This is a genomic window from Gracilimonas sp. B-17 (genome assembly GCF_056857935.1).
The window spans coordinates 536,507-551,976 of sequence record NZ_JBSXOA010000011.1; the positions used below are offsets into that span (position 1 = coordinate 536,507).

General features: G+C 41.1%; 15 protein-coding genes. 9 read left to right on the top strand and 6 right to left on the bottom strand.

What is annotated here, in order from left to right; all coding sequences use genetic code 11:
- Positions 1–2: 2 nt before the first annotated feature.
- Positions 3–977, bottom strand: coding sequence for an NAD-dependent epimerase/dehydratase family protein (locus AC13FX_RS07180; protein WP_482879864.1), 975 nt, complete (start codon positions 975–977; stop codon positions 3–5).
- Positions 978–1,083: 106 nt separating this feature from the next.
- On the opposite strand from AC13FX_RS07180, the gene AC13FX_RS07185 reads away from it, so the two are divergent.
- The 6 genes from AC13FX_RS07185 to AC13FX_RS07210 all read left to right on the top strand — a co-directional run bounded on the left by AC13FX_RS07185 (position 1,084) and on the right by AC13FX_RS07210 (position 10,109).
- Positions 1,084–2,241 (top strand): glycosyltransferase family 4 protein, encoded by a 1,158-nt coding sequence (locus tag AC13FX_RS07185; RefSeq protein WP_482879865.1) that lies wholly within the window; start codon positions 1,084–1,086, stop codon positions 2,239–2,241.
- A gap of 18 nt (positions 2,242–2,259) precedes the next feature.
- A complete protein-coding gene (locus tag AC13FX_RS07190; protein WP_482879866.1) occupies positions 2,260–3,432 on the top strand; it encodes a glycosyltransferase in 1,173 nt (390 codons plus the stop codon).
- Between the two features lie 197 nt (positions 3,433–3,629).
- Positions 3,630–4,868, top strand: a complete 1,239-nt coding sequence (locus AC13FX_RS07195) for an aminotransferase class I/II-fold pyridoxal phosphate-dependent enzyme (protein WP_482879867.1) — start codon at positions 3,630–3,632, stop codon at positions 4,866–4,868.
- Positions 4,869–4,887: 19 nt separating this feature from the next.
- Entirely contained in the window at positions 4,888–6,012 is a 1,125-nt protein-coding gene (locus AC13FX_RS07200; RefSeq protein WP_482879868.1) for a GNAT family N-acetyltransferase, read from the top strand.
- Positions 6,013–6,163: 151 nt separating this feature from the next.
- Positions 6,164–7,555, top strand: coding sequence for a class II fumarate hydratase (locus tag AC13FX_RS07205; protein ID WP_482879869.1), 1,392 nt, complete (start codon positions 6,164–6,166; stop codon positions 7,553–7,555).
- 133 nt (positions 7,556–7,688) lie between these two features.
- Positions 7,689–10,109, top strand: a complete 2,421-nt coding sequence (locus AC13FX_RS07210; RefSeq protein ID WP_482879870.1) for an alpha-ketoacid dehydrogenase subunit alpha/beta — start codon at positions 7,689–7,691, stop codon at positions 10,107–10,109.
- Between the two features lie 131 nt (positions 10,110–10,240).
- Here AC13FX_RS07210 and cyoE read toward each other — a convergent pair whose 3' ends face one another.
- Positions 10,241–11,149 carry a heme o synthase gene (gene cyoE, locus AC13FX_RS07215; protein ID WP_482879871.1) on the bottom strand — a complete coding sequence of 303 codons (909 nt, stop codon included), beginning with the start codon at positions 11,147–11,149 and terminating at the stop codon, positions 10,241–10,243.
- Between the two features lie 201 nt (positions 11,150–11,350).
- Positions 11,351–11,671: a MerR family transcriptional regulator gene (locus AC13FX_RS07220; protein WP_482879872.1), complete on the bottom strand. Its 321-nt coding sequence runs from the start codon at positions 11,669–11,671 to the stop codon at positions 11,351–11,353.
- A gap of 79 nt (positions 11,672–11,750) precedes the next feature.
- Here AC13FX_RS07220 and AC13FX_RS07225 point away from each other — a divergent pair, with 79 nt between their 5' ends.
- The 3 genes from AC13FX_RS07225 (at position 11,751) to AC13FX_RS07235 (ending at position 13,723) form a co-directional block, all read left to right on the top strand.
- A complete protein-coding gene (locus AC13FX_RS07225; protein ID WP_482879873.1) occupies positions 11,751–12,701 on the top strand; it encodes a glycosyltransferase family 2 protein in 951 nt (316 codons plus the stop codon).
- 136 nt (positions 12,702–12,837) lie between these two features.
- Complete coding sequence (locus tag AC13FX_RS07230) at positions 12,838–13,380, top strand: DUF2267 domain-containing protein (RefSeq protein ID WP_482879874.1); 543 nt, start codon at positions 12,838–12,840, stop codon at positions 13,378–13,380.
- 19 nt (positions 13,381–13,399) lie between these two features.
- Positions 13,400–13,723 carry a sll1863 family stress response protein gene (locus AC13FX_RS07235; protein WP_482879875.1) on the top strand — a complete coding sequence of 108 codons (324 nt, stop codon included), beginning with the start codon at positions 13,400–13,402 and terminating at the stop codon, positions 13,721–13,723.
- A gap of 10 nt (positions 13,724–13,733) precedes the next feature.
- On the opposite strand, the gene AC13FX_RS07240 is transcribed toward AC13FX_RS07235, so the two are convergent.
- From AC13FX_RS07240 to AC13FX_RS07250, 3 genes are all read right to left on the bottom strand, one after another.
- Positions 13,734–14,033, bottom strand: coding sequence for a hypothetical protein (locus AC13FX_RS07240; RefSeq protein WP_482879876.1), 300 nt, complete (start codon positions 14,031–14,033; stop codon positions 13,734–13,736).
- Positions 14,014–14,874 carry a universal stress protein gene (locus AC13FX_RS07245; protein WP_482879877.1) on the bottom strand — a complete coding sequence of 287 codons (861 nt, stop codon included), beginning with the start codon at positions 14,872–14,874 and terminating at the stop codon, positions 14,014–14,016. The genes AC13FX_RS07240 and AC13FX_RS07245 overlap by 20 nt, the downstream gene beginning before the upstream one ends.
- Before the next feature lie 109 nt (positions 14,875–14,983).
- Positions 14,984–15,451, bottom strand: a complete 468-nt coding sequence (locus tag AC13FX_RS07250; protein WP_482879878.1) for a BCAM0308 family protein — start codon at positions 15,449–15,451, stop codon at positions 14,984–14,986.
- Positions 15,452–15,470: the final 19 nt, after the last annotated feature.

Genomic DNA, 15,470 nt, shown 5'->3' on the forward strand with positions numbered 1-15,470 from the left:
TTTTATAACCAATTGTGCATTTTATACCAGTGAATGGTGCGTGAAATACCTTCAGCCAGTGAGATTTTGGGTAAATAACCCATTTCATTTTGAGCTTTATCGGAGCTGCAAGTCCATTCCAATATAAGCTCGTTAGCTTTTTCTTTATTCACAACGGGATAGATCCCAAATAATGATGAAATATTTTCAATAACCGCCGCTGCTTTTTTTACCAGGTTTGGTTTGATCTTAAGTGGGATAGTTTTTTTTCCAAGTACCTTTGAAGTAACCGCACGTATTTCATTCCAGGAATGAGTTCCTTCACCTGAAATAAAATATGTGAAAGTGCCTTTGTCTGTCTTACGGGCTGCATGTAATATGCCATCCACCAAGTCACTTACATACACCATTGATACTCTTGGATTGTTCCCATCCCCGATGATCGGGCAAATACCTCTCGAACAACTTTTGAAGAAAGAAAAGATCTGATCTTCCCTGGGCCCATAGACCGCAGGAGGTCTAATTATCTTTATACTGTCTTTATCGGTGGCAATTTGTTTGACCCGGTTTTCCATTTCTTTCTTTGAATGCCCATACATACTGACAGGCTCCATAGGATCTGTTTCAGTTTTTGGAGATCCATTACTTGGGCCGGCTGCAGCGAGGGATGAAAGCAGAACAATGTTGGTTACCCCTTTTTTTTGAGCCAACCTGACCAGGTTCTCAGTGGCTTCGACATTTGCGCGCGTGAATTCTTTTTTTGTCGGGGCTTTCACAATAGCTGCTACATGAAATAAGACGTCAACTCCATCAAGGGCTTTTCCCAATGCTTTCAGATCGTTGAGGTCACCGGAAATTTTTTTGTAGTTAAGACCGCTCAGCCATTTTTCATTATTTCTGACAAGGCAGCGGATCTCATTATATTGCCCAGAATCTAAAAGTGCTTCAACAAGATGACTTCCTATAAAACCAGTTCCACCGGTTACAAAGGCTTTCATTAAATTCCTTATATTTAAAGATTGTTTACAGAAATAAAATAATAAGAATCTCTATTTCATTGCAGGGCGATCAAGATACGAATCTGCCACCTGCTTTTAAATTTTTATGAAAGAATTAAGAATCGCCCTTTTTACAGGAAATTATAATCACATCAAAGATGGCGTTTCCCTCACTTTGAATAGGTTGGTCAAGTTTCTTGAAGACCAAGACATCCCTGTTCTGGTATTTGGACCAACCATTGATGAGCCGGACCTGGAGCATAATGGAACATTGATCCCACTGCCTTCAGTGAGAATGCCGGTTTCCGGAAGAGGGGAATACCGAGCTACTCTTGGATTGTCACGTAAGGCAAAAAAAGCACTCGAAGATTTTGATCCAACATTGGTTCACATTGCCACTCCGGATATTGGTGGATTAAAAGCCAAAAAATGGGCACAAAAACATGATGTTCAATTAGTAGGTTCTTATCATACCCATTTTACAAGCTATCTAAAATATTATGGGTTAACGCTTATCGAATCTGCGGCCTGGAAATATTTGAGTTGGTTCTACAATGCCTGTACTCATGTGTATGTTCCTTCTCAATCCATGATCGATGAACTGATACCACATGGCTTTGAGACGGAAATGAGGATCTGGGCAAGAGGTGTGAATACAGATCTTTTTTCACCGGAAAAAAGGAGTGATGCCTGGAGAAAGGAGCAGGGATTTGACAGCGATGACATCGTTATAACCTTTGTGTCGCGTCTTGTTTGGGAAAAGGAACTTGATACGTTCCGGCAAAGTGTCCAGAAACTGTCTGCTGAAAATAAAAATATAAAAGCCATGATAGTGGGTGACGGGCCAGCTAAAGAAGAACTACAAAAGTTAATGCCGGAAGCAGTCTACACCGGTTTTTTAAACGGAGAAGAACTTGCCACAGCTTATGCCAGCAGTGATGTATTCATGTTTCCATCGCATACCGAAACTTTCGGTAACGTGACTCTTGAAGCCATGAGTTGTGGATTGCCCTGTCTTGTGGCAAACGCCACCGGTAGTCGCTCGTTGGTAGAGGATGGTGTGAATGGATTTTTAGGTGAACCACAAGACAAAGAAGATTTTACAAACAAGCTGAGAAAGATCATCAGCAGTGCAAGCCTTAGAAAAGAGATGGGTGATAGCTCCAGAAAAAAAGCACTCAGTTATGAGTGGGATCAAATTAATGGGCAGTTGCTTCAAAATTACAGGGAAGCATTGAATACCCCACAAAGAAAGAAAATATAATTTAAGGATCTCCCTTTTATGAAGATCATTGACGTTGCCGAGTTTTATACAGATCAGGGTGGAGGAGTTAAGACCTACATCAATCAAAAGCTTAAATTTGGATCTCAGATGGGTCACGAGATCGTGATCGTTGCTCCCGGTGAAGACTGGGGTGAAGAAGAGCGTGACGGTGGTCGTGTTATCTGGGTGAAAGGTCCCCGTTTACCGGTTGACTGGAGGTACTACATTTTGTGGCGAGAAAAAGCCGTACATCAGATCCTTGATCGTGAAAAACCGGATATTGTGGAAGGGTCATCGCCATGGACCGGCGGCTGGTTTGCCGGGAGGTGGAAAGGTGATGCAGTTAAAACATTCATCTTTCATCAGGATCCGATAGCGGCCTACCCTCAAACCTTTTTTGGTCATTCTATAGGTTTTGAAAAGATCGATAAGCTTTTTGGCTTTTACTGGAAATACCTCCAGAACCTGAGTGATCGATTTGATGCAACTATTGTAAGTGGTAACTGGCTGGCCGACCGGATCGGAAAACACGGCGTGAATAATCCCATTGCTGTTCCTTTTGGGATCGATAAAGATTTCTTTTCACCAAATAGAAGGGATCAGAATCTGAGGGCTAAACTGTTAGCAGACTTTGGGTTGCCAGAGGATGCCCATCTAATGATAGCTATCAGTCGACATCACCCTGAAAAGAGGTTGGGAACCATGATCGATGGTTTTATAAAAGCTTCGGAAAAAAAACCAATGGCACTTATGATTTTCGGTGATGGCCCGATCAGAAAGTATGTGGATATCAAAGCAGGAAAATCAGAACACGTAAAATTGATGGGTTTCACTGAAAACAGGGACGAACTGGCCAATATTCTCGCGTCATCTGATTATTTTTTACACGGTTCTGCGGCTGAAACATATGGTATTGTTGTAGCAGAAGCTGTTTGTAGCGGACTTCCGGTAGTAGTTCCTGAAAGAGGGGGGGCTGCTGATATAGCAAATCCTGAATTGGGTGAAACTTATGAACCCGGAGACAGTGAATCATTCACTAAAGCTGTATTGGATATTGTAAACCGTGATAGGGTTAAACTGGTTGAAGCAACAAAAAAAGCTGCAGAAAATGATATAGTGACAATGGAAGGGCATTTTAAAATGTTGTTTGAAACATACCAGGAATTATTGGATACAAAGGACAGTTACTAGTTCAATATATTTCTCACCCTGGGCATAGATTTGCATGTAATTCAGAAGCATTCTTATAAATTTATTATCTTTGCTCAGATAATTACTTTTTATATCAGCAGTCGGTATTTATAACATTCTTAATTATAAAGCGTTAAGATCTTTTTGCCGACTATATTTTGATGTTTATTTAGAATCTTTTTTAAGGAAATCACCTAATGGCCGATAACAAAACAAGCGCCAAGAAATCAGATATTTTTTCCAAGGCATATAATTTCAAAAAAGCCGACGAAGTTAAAGCAGCGGGATTATTTCCATATTTTAAACCGCTTGAAGCTACAGATGGAACCATAGTAGAGATCGAAGGTCACCGTGTTATCATGGCAGGATCCAATAATTATCTTGGGTTGACCAATGATCCACGAACGATCAAAGCCGCACAAGATGCCCTCACCAAATACGGAACTGGTTGTACCGGCTCAAGGTATTTGAATGGTACTCTTGACAGCCACCTCGAACTTGAGGAAAAACTTGCTGAATTCATGGGCAAGGAGGCATGTGTATTATTCAGTACCGGATATCAAACCAATGAAGGTTCAATACAAACCATAGCCGGGCGTAACGATATTATTTTTTCTGACAAGGATAATCACGCTTGTATTGTGGTTGGTACCCTTGTTTCTAATGCAAAAACCGTGCGTTATCACCATAACGACATGGATCAGCTTGAAAAGTTGCTGCAGCGTGCTGACCCTGAATCCGGTAAGATAATAATCACCGATGGTGTTTTTTCAATGTCAGGTACATTGGCCAATGTTCCTAAGCTGGTTGAACTTGCAGAAAAGTATAATGCAAGACTTTACTTAGATGATGCCCATGCAGTAGGGGTTGTTGGAGATGGAGGCCGCGGATCTGCATCAGTTTTTGGACTGACCGATAAAGTGGATCTGATCAGTGGTACTTTCTCAAAGTCTTTTGCATCACTGGGTGGATTTTTAGTTGGTGATAAACCAGTTATTGAATTCATAAGACACAATTCCCCTGCTCACATATTCAGTGCTTCAATGCCTCCCGCCAATGTTGCTACAGTACTTAAAGCCCTGGAGATCCTTCAGGAAGAACCTTGGAGACTGGAGCGATTGGAAGAGATAGCCAACTACATGCGTAAGGAACTTAAAAACCTTGGTTTTAATGTATGGAACAGTCAAAGCCCGATCATACCTGTTGTGATCGGTGAAATGATGGACTGCTTCCGCTTTTGGAAGGACCTATTCGAAGAAGGGGTTTATGCCAATGCGGTTGTTCCTCCGGCTGTACCAAAAGGACAATCTTTACTTAGAACAAGCTATATGGCCAGCCACACGGATGAACATTTGGATCAGATACTGGAAGCTTTCCGAAAAGTGGGTCTGAAACATGGCATTATTGATAGAAACGGACATTCAGGTACTGAGTAACCCAAAAAAGTAGTACCAAATGAATAGCTCCGGTGTCACAGTTGTTTCTACCAAAGATGAACGGAAACGATTCCTCGAGTTTATCTACTCATTTTATCAGGATGCAGAGCATTGGGTTCCACCGCTGCGGATGGATCAAAAGAAGCTTATTGATACTGATAAGAATCCTTTTTTTCAAAATGCCGAAATAGAGCTTTTTATAGCTGAAAAAGGTGGAAAGGACGTGGGGCGGATCGCGGCTATAGTTGACCATCGATTCAATGAGTTCCATAACTCAAAGACGGGGCACTTTGGTTTTTTTGAATGTATTGATGATCAACACACTGCAAACCTATTATTTCGGGTAGCTTCTGACTGGCTGCGAGATAAGGGAATGAATAAAGTGATGGGGCCTGCCAGCCCAAGTATGATGGATACTATTGGGGTACTTATAGATGGTTTTGACAAGGATCCTTACGTATTGATGCCCTATAATTATGATTACTACGACAGGCTCATCAAGTCTGCCGGGTTTGATAAAGAAATGGATCTGTATGCCTATATGGTTGATACCGAAACCGTTTCTATGGACAGGATGAACCGTGCCATGAAAATTGTTAAACACCGGCTTCCTGATATCGAGATCCGGCCGGTTGACCTGAAAAACCTAAAATCTGAGATCAGGATCGTAAGAGAGATCTTTAACCAGGCCTGGAAGAAGAACTGGGGGTTCATTCCTTTGACCGAGGCTGAGTTTGATGCCGTCGCAAAAGACCTGAAATTCATTATTGATACGGATTTTGCACACATTGCTGAAATGGAAGGGAAGCCAGTAGGCTTTTCGATCGGAATCCCAAACATTAATGAGATCCTGAAAACGATGAATGGGAATCTATTTCCTTTTGGGATCTTTAAATTGCTATGGAAAAAAAGGAAATTAAACACGCTTAGAACGGCACTTATGGGGGTGGTTCCGGAACATCAGGGCAAGGGAATAGATGCATTATTACATCACCGGTCCATACAAAACGGCCTGAAAGGTGAAAATAAGACCGAATCGGAAATGAGTTGGGTACTTGAATCAAATCCGGAAATGATACGCGTTGCTGAACGCATCGGTGGTAAACTGGACAAGACCTACAGGATGTACTCAAAATCGCTTTGAGTGACTGACCATTTTTAACAACCATTTCACAACATCTACATAGTTTTTCCTTATCTTTTTAAGGCTATGAAATAAAATTTTCTTTGCTTTGCATGAAAGGATTCAAATGAAAGCAAAGCGATGAACTTAACCTCTAAAAGGAATAAGAAAGATGAGTGATTTTCGTATAGAGAAGGATTCAATGGGTGAAATTAAAGTGCCAAAAGAGGCTCTCTATGGGGCACAGACACAACGTGCACACGATAATTTCCCTGTCAGCGGCATCAAATTTAGCCGAGAATTTATTGAAGCACTTGGATACGTTAAAAAGTCAGCAGCTGCAGTTAATGCAGATCTTGGTCTTTTAGATAAGGGAGTTGCTGAAGCTATTCAGGCTGCTGCCCAGGAAGTTATTGAGGGTATTCATGACAAGGAATTTGTGATCGATATCTTTCAAACCGGGTCAGGTACTTCAACAAATATGAATGCCAATGAGGTTATTGCTCACAGAGCCAATGAACTTAAAAATAACGTGGATGTAACTATTCATCCAAATGATCACATCAATTATGGACAGAGTTCGAACGATGTGATCCCTACCACCATCAGAGTAGCTGCTGTTAAGGCAGTCAATAATAATCTGATCCCGGCACTTAAGCATCTGCAGGAGACGTTCCTGAAAAAAGGAAAAGAATATTCAGATGTGGTTAAGACCGGCCGAACTCACCTTATGGATGCCATGCCTGTAACTATAGAGCAGGAGTTCAGTGGATACGCCCGCCAGGTTGAATTGGGGATCAAACGGGTTGAGTCAGCTTTGGAAAGAGTGAGTGAACTGCCACAGGGTGGTACTGCGGTTGGAACAGGGATCAATACACATAAAGATTTTGGAAAGGATTTTGCGGCAAAAATTTCTGAATTGACCGGTGAGAAGTTTACCGAGGCTGAAAACCACTTTGAGGCACAGGCTACGGTGGATGCCCCGGTAGAATTAAGTGGACAGCTTAAGACCATTGCAGTTGGTATGATGAAGATCGGTAACGACCTTAGATGGATGAATTCCGGACCTAACAGTGGTATTGGTGAAGTTGAGCTAGCCGCTCTTCAACCGGGGTCATCCATTATGCCGGGTAAGGTCAATCCAGTGATCGAAGAGTCACTGACCATGGTATGTGCACAGGTAATTGGTAATGATTCTGCTATCACTATTGGAGGGCAGGCAGGAAATTTTGAACTAAATGTAATGCTTCCGGTTGTGGCTCATAACTTGTTAGAGTCGATCGATATATTGGCAAATGCCGCCAGAAATCTGGCTGATCGTTCAGTCTCACGGTTGAAGGTCAAAAAAGAACAGATCGCTGATATGGTGGGTAGAAATCCTATCCTGGTTACCGCCTTGAACCCAATTATTGGGTATGACCTCGCTGCTAAAATAGCTAAGAAAGCATTTGCAGAATCTCGTCCACTGAAAGAAGTGGCTAAAGAAATGACCGATCTTTCTGATGAGGAACTGGATAAGGCACTGGACCCGATCAAGATGACCAAGGGCGGCTTTACGGAATAATGGTGGATAGCCTTCTTAGCGATTGATATAGAACGTTAAGAAGGCCAAAACCTGTTTCATAAAAAAGCGCTTTTCCTTATACTGTCGCCCCTTTCGGATGGTGCTTACCAAATTTCAGAACTAATTTTATAAAATGGCTAAAGCGAAGAAAAAATCGAAGACGAAGAAATTTACTGCAGCTCAAAAAAAAGAGATCCTCAGTGATTTTAAACTGGGTTGGGTAAGCCGGCACATGTCACTTATCGGACGCAAGGAAGTGTTAACCGGTAAGGCAAAGTTCGGGATCTTTGGTGATGGTAAGGAAATTCCACAAATAGCTTTAGCAAAACAGTTTAAAGAGGGCGACTTCAGATCAGGTTACTACCGGGATCAGACTTTCATGTTGGCTATCGGGGAGGTTACTCCACAGCAGTTGTTTGCTCAGTTATATGCCCATGCTGATGTAAAGGCAGATCCAAGTTCAGCCGGGCGACAAATGAACTCACACTTTGCCTCCCGCCTGATCGATGAAGATGGGGAGTGGAAAGATCAAACCAAATACAAGAATACCGCTTCCGATATTTCACCGACAGCAGGGCAGATGTCACGCTTATTGGGACTTGCTCAGGCATCAAAGGTTTACCGCAATGAAAAGGCTCTGAAGGGCAAAGAATGGAAGAAATTTTCAAACAAGGGTAATGAGATCGCTTTTGGGACCATTGGTGATGCCAGTACCTCTGAGGGGGTTTTCTGGGAGACCATAAATGCCGGTGGAGTATTGCAAATTCCAATGGTGGTTTCCGTATGGGACGACGGTTATGGTATTTCAGTTTCAAAGAAATATCAGACCACCAAGGAAAGCATATCTGAGATCCTTAGTGGCTTCCAGCGAACCGAAGATAAAGAAGGATATGAGATCCTTACGGTTAAAGCATGGGATTATGAAAAGTTATTAGATACCTACGAAAAAGCGGCTGAGATAGCACGAAAGGAACATGTTCCGGTGTTGGTTCATGTACAGGAAGTAACACAACCCCAGGGGCATTCAACATCCGGTTCACATGAAAGATATAAGGATGACGAGCGCCTGAAATGGGAAGAGGAATACTGCTGCCTTGAAAGAATGCGCAGATGGATCCTCGAGAACGACATTGCCAAAGATGAAGAGCTGGATAAGCTTGAAGAAGAGGCTAAGACTGAGATCAACGAAGCCAAGAAGGCGGCGTGGGATGCATTTATGAAACCGATCAAGGAGGAAAAGAACATCGTTTTGGATCTTTTAGCATCCCTGCTGGATGAAACCGGTGTGAATGAAGTCGGGGAATATGCGAAAGCACTGAAGAATTACCCAACAGCCATCAGAAAAGATATTCTATCTGCTGCAAGGAAATCACTGGCTGTTACAGCCGGTAAATCGGGATCCTCTCGTAAGAAACTTGCAGAATGGGTAGAAAATTCAATGGAAGAGAATCACGAAAGATACTCATCACATTTATACAGTGAAACTAAGTATTCCCCATTAAACATTGAAGAGATCAAGCCTGAGTATGATGAAAAACCAAAGAAAGTAGACGGCAGGCTTGTGCTTCGAGATAATTTTGATAAGCTTTTTGAGCAATATCCTAACACACTTGTCTTTGGTGAAGACACCGGCCAGCTTGGTGATGTCAACAAAGGTTTGGAGGGTATGCAGGATAAATACGGTGAGATCCGCGTAAGTGATACCGGTATTCGGGAAGCTACAATTCTAGGTCAGGGAATAGGTATGGCAATTCGTGGCCTGCGCCCAATAGCCGAGATCCAGTATCTGGATTATCTGCTGTATTGTTTTCAGGGGATCTCTGATGACCTTGCAACCATTCGATATCGTACCAAAGGAGGTCAGGCGGCTCCGCTGATAGTAAGAACACGTGGTCACCGATTGGAGGGGATCTGGCATTCCGGGTCTCCAATGGGAATGATCGTCAATGGCGTGAGAGGTGTGCATTTTTGTGTGCCTCGTAACCTGACACAGGCTGCCGGGTTCTACAACACATTATTACAGGGTGATGATCCTGCTATCGTGGTAGAGCCATTGAATGGCTACAGGCTCAAAGAAGACCTGCCAACTAATCTGGGAGAATTCACGACACCATTGGGCAAACCGGAGATCGTCAATGAAGGAACTGATATAACCGTAGTATCTTATGGTTCCACATTTAATATTATTGAGGGTCTTTTACCTCAATTGGATAAAGCGGGGATATCAATTGAATTGATAGATGTAAGGACTTTGCTTCCATTCGATATCGATCATACAATTGGCAAGTCACTTAATAAAACCAATAGACTGTTGATCGTTGATGAAGATGTTCCCGGTGGTGCTTCGGCATACATACTGCAAAATATTCTCGAAGATCAGGATGGATATTTTAACCTGGATTCTGAGCCTAAATGCCTGACTGCAAAAGCTCACAGACCGGCATACGCATCTGACGGTGATTACTTCAGCAAGCCAAATGCCGAAGATATCTATGAGGCGATCTATTCCATTATGAGCGAGGCTGACCCGTCACGATTTCCGGACATTTACTAAGTTTCAGGTCTAAAAAGTAATTATATCTCAAATTGAATAAGTGATAGATGTTCTTTGAATAAAGGCATCTGCCACTTTTTTTAGGATATACTAACTATCTGAAGGCAAAGACTTAAAATTTGCTCAACGATTCAGAATGAAATGAATCGGTCTAAAAATACAGCGATCCAAACCAAAGGCAGATAGGCAATAGAAGCAAACATCATTTTTTTGGCGTTCTTCTTGGTTCGGTTCATTCCAAAATTGATAGTGTAAGCTGTAAAACCCAGGGCAAAAAGCATCCCAAGAACAAGGAATATCATCCCGGATATATCTAACTGATAGAGAGCAAGGGTAACCGGGAATAAACCAAGTACACAGATCATAGACCAGAATAAGGTCTTGTAACCCTCATCGTCCTTTTTCGGCAGCATTTTAAGACCGGCGCTGGAGTAATCATCCTTACATAGCCATGCAATGGATAGTACATGAGGAACCTGCCAGAAGAACATGATCCCAAAGAGTAACCACATGCCGGGTTCTGCTATGTTACCGGTTGCAGCAGCCCATCCACCCACAGGAGGCAAAGCTCCGGGAATGGCACCAATAGCGATATTAACCGGTGATACTTTCTTCATTGGAGTATAAACCCCCAGGTAGATCAGTGCTGTAATAAATGATACCGCACCGGCAATAGGGTTTACGAGTAGGATAAGATAGAATAATCCTGTAAAGATAAGGGTCAGGGAAAAGATCTTACCACTTTGTGAATCAATTCGCTGGTCAGGAAGCGGGCGATTTGCTGTTCTTTTCATAAGTTTATCAGAAACCCGCTCAATGAATTGGTTGTGAGCACCGGTTCCTGCAGCTATCAAATATGTTCCGATCAAAGCATGGATCAGAATGGTAAAATCAATATCAGTTCCACTGCCCAAAATGAAACCAACGAGCATGCTCACCAATACGGACATCGTTATGCCCGGTTTGGTAAGTTGATAGTAATCAGAGATGACCTCAGTGAAAGGCCTGTTAATAAATACGTTTTCGTTAGCTGAATTCATTTACTGTGCTTAATCAGATCCTGCTTTATGAAGCAATCATGAAGTTAAGACAATTTCCTGATTTTTGTTAGGATCTTTACCGATTATTTGGAAAGAAATACTCTTATAGACGAGTGATAGTGTAAAAATTAATTATCCCGTTGAATCCGAGATAATTACCCTCAGTTATATACGAATTCACAAGATCTTAGGTGCCCAGGTCTACAGTCGCTCAAGGAGATCATTGAGAAATACCCGGATCTCAGACAGATCTTTTTGAGCTTCAGCACTTAGATCAGAGGTCTTCTTTTTTTCTCCATTTGTTAATATATCCTGTACTCCCTCAGTGCTATATTTTTTGTCATGGAGCAGTTCCTTTATTCTGAAGATCAAAGCCAGTTCACTTTCCTTATAGACCCGATTACCGGCACTGTTTTTTTTAGGCTTTAATTCAGTATAGGTTTTTTCCCAGTTTCTTAGAACATGAGGTTCGAGCCCGGTTAATTTGCTGACCTCACCCATTGAGTAATACAATTTTTTCATAGCAGGCAGAAAGTGTATTTTAAAACCGTTTTATTTTACCAAAGTAAACTAATTTTGATCATTTATAAAAGGTAACATTTTGCAAGATAAGGATACTGATTCACATATTGATATAAGTTTAGTGATCCCTGTTTACAATGAAGAGGAGTCACTTCCAGAGCTGGAGGAAGCTATTTCAAAGGCTTTGTCAGGTCTGTATACCTATGAGATCATTTTTGTGGATGATGGATCTTCAGATAACTCATGGAGTGTGATCAAAGAGCTTTCGGCCAGGCAAGCTTTTATTCACGGGATCTCATTTCATCATAATTACGGAAAAAGCGTAGCATTGCAAGCCGGCTTTGAAAAAGCCCGGGGAGAGTTTGTTGTGACCTTGGACTCTGACCTCCAGGATGACCCGAATGAAATTCCGGAAATGATCCAAATGCTGAAAGATGGGTATGATCTCGTTAGTGGCTGGAAAAAGGAAAGGCACGATCCGGTCTCAAAGACCATTCCATCAAAATTCTTTAACTATGTAACCCGAAAAGTGGCCGGTATCAAGCTACATGATTTTAATTGCGGATTGAAAGCTTACAGGGCAGAAGTGGTTGAGAATATTTATTTATATGGAGAGCTGCATCGCTACATTCCTATGCTTGCAAAAAGAGAGGGTTATGGCCGCATAGCTGAGAAAGTAGTTACACATCACCCGAGAAAATATGGAAAGACCAAATTTGGCCTATCCAGATTTATGAATGGATTTTTAGATCTGGTGACGATCACTTTTGTTCAGCGATACCTTCAAAAACCCATGCATTTTTTCGGTACCATCGGGGTCTTATTATTGATTGCCGGTGGATTCATAAATTTATACATGGTGTATGTAAAAATGGTTTTGGGTGAGGGAATAGGAAACAGGCCTTTACTGTTTCTCGGCATATTATTGATGGTGGTAGGCGTTCAGTTTTTCTCGACTGGATTACTTGGGGAATTGATCAACAAAAACCATGTAGAAAAGCAAAAACCCAGGATACGTGAAATTGTTTAAAGTCTGCTTGAAGAGAGTAAATACCAAATAGCGTTGTAATCAATTTCCTTTCAATTTTATAAGGGATACACCCTCTCAATCTACAATTGTGGTTTCCTATGTTTAACATCAAGAAAACAGGAAATGAGGCCACAATATGGAAGACAAAAAATATGCCAAATGGTTTGAAAAACTTCCCAGGGATGGTTCCCCAAAAGTAGAAGCTAGAGTGTCAAACAACAAGAGATCCAGGCATTTTGATGACCATACTTTTTTTGATCCCAATATTAACGAGGCGTTTAAATGGATAGAGTCCGTAGCAAATCAGCTGGGAGTTTGGGAAAGAAAAGACATTGCCTGGAAGGTGCTGAGGGAAGTTATGCATATTATCCGGGACCGAATAACTATACAAGAGGTTTTTCACCTTTCAGCCCAATTACCGGTTCTTATTCGGGGAATGTATTTTGAAGGTTATTCAGTATCAGATAAACCGGATAAATTTCACGTTAGCGAGATTGAGACACGTTTAAAAAGGGTTTTAAGGGGTACACCTAAATTAAAGCCTCAGGATGCTTTTGGTTCAGTGGTTATGATCCTGCATTCATACATAAGTGATGGTGAACTTGATGATATTTGTGATACTCTGCCTAAAGACATTAAAGATTATTGGGAAAAAAGTATAAAATTAGAAATGCATTAACATTTAAAATCAATTAGTCATGCCAATTTCCAAATCTAGAGCTACAGGTTTAACTCGAAAAAGAAAGAGATTTTTAAAAAAATTCAGGTCAGACCTTAATAAATGGGATAATGAATTAAACGATTTAGAGTATGAGATCGATGAGAAGGTTCTTTCAATAAAAGAGAAACTGATCAGTAGTATGGATACTCTTCGTTACAAACGCAGGTTAATGGAATATAAGCTGAGAATGTTTGAAAGTTCAGGGGAAGAGACCTTCGAACTAATACAAAAAGAGGTTGAAGTGATCTGGAAAGATCTCAAGAAAGGATATAATTCCTTACTTAAAAAAGTTAAAGATTGATAACCATTGATTATCGATCAGGTGGTAATAATTCTATCTCAGCCAAATAAAAATATCTCTCTCCTTCTCGTATCAGTTCTCCTTTGTGCACTTTAAAGGTGGCTCCGGGATGAAATGGTAGGTCACTATCATCTACCATATTGATCAAGTCCGGTGTCTGTCCACCATCATTTTCCCATCTGATCTCTTCAAAAATATCAGGAGCCGTTAATTGCTCAGGGAGTATCTCGAATTTGATATTATGCAGGGTGTTAGGTCGCTTGGATTCAGGTTTCATTTCAGTTCCGGATTTAAATGATGACAGTAGCATTAGAAGATTCTGGTTTCCCGGGCATAACCAATAGTGGAACCATGGTACCCTGGCTCATTTCTTTTGAATGTTTTTTGCCAATTATTGAAAATAAATTTTGATACCGAACCGTAACGATCAAAGAAAAATTATGTTCATTCACTTCCTCGTTAACGGTCTTTAAAAGGTCCTCTGATTCGATCAGTTCATATTCGATCTTAGTGTATTTAATATTCTCAGCAACATAATCCTTAAGTCCGCGAAACAGTAGATCTTCTTTTCTATCCATTGATTTGGTAACGTGAATGATCTTCAATAGAGAATCATGATGTGAGGCCAGGTCGCATACAAATTTTAGGGCATTCATGTCATGGGGACCGTAATCTGATGTAAACAGGATGTTCTTAAAACCCGTATACTCACCGTATGGAGGAACAACAAGAACCGGAACCTCAGATTGCTGAACAATTTCTGAAGTAGTACTGCCAAAGAAAAGACGTTCTAAGGCACTTCTGCCCTGTGTACCCATTACAATTAGATCTATATCATACTCTGAAGTTGCATTCAAAACGGAATAGACTGACCTGCCTTCAAATAAGTGGCTTTTAACTTTCAGGTTTTCATATTCATTTTGCCCATGTATATCCTCTATCATTTCCTCGAAAAGTTTTTCAACTTTACGGGTCACATTTTGTTTGATGTTTTCTACCATAGGAGCAAAATCATAGGGCTCCTCTATAGAATGCATAATGTGTAATTTTGCTTTGTTCTCCTTGGCGAGACTCATAGCGAAGGACAAAGCATGCCTGGCGTTTTCTGAAAAGTCGGTAGGATAGAGTATGTTCTTAATTTTCAGACTCATTTCGATCTCCATCGTTGTCGGTTACATTGATTATAACCGCTATCTTCAGTAAAGTTTGTAATACAAGTGATCAAATAGATGTAAGGGTTTCATCTACTTTTGATGGTGATCAGAGGTCTTTTTCCCATTCAACGATAAGATGATCATCGTCAGTTAGTGTAGTTATCAACTTCCCTTCATATGCCAGCTGTAAGGCATTTCCGATCCTTCTCGCTAAATGAATCCCGGTAGTTGTGAATTCAGTATCCTTTGTTCCGTTCCTCATATCCATAAGTCTTTCAAGGGGGTGGGCTGAAAGTTCAGATCTCGAAATATTTTCGATTAATTGAATAATTTCATCCTTGTGGCCGGAAAAATAGGTGCCTTTCAGGACAACGCGGCCAGCAGGTTCATTATGTTCAATTCTCTTGCAGGAGGGACAAACACCGTGTTCATATTTATCCGGAAGCGTATTCCAGGTCCACTCATTATTGGTGTATAATGCACCACATCTTGTACATACTGTATCCACGTTGGTATCTATGCCATTTAATTTTTTATCGCCATTAACCTTATAAGCTGCATCGTCTGTTTTCACTACAAATATACTTTCCTCA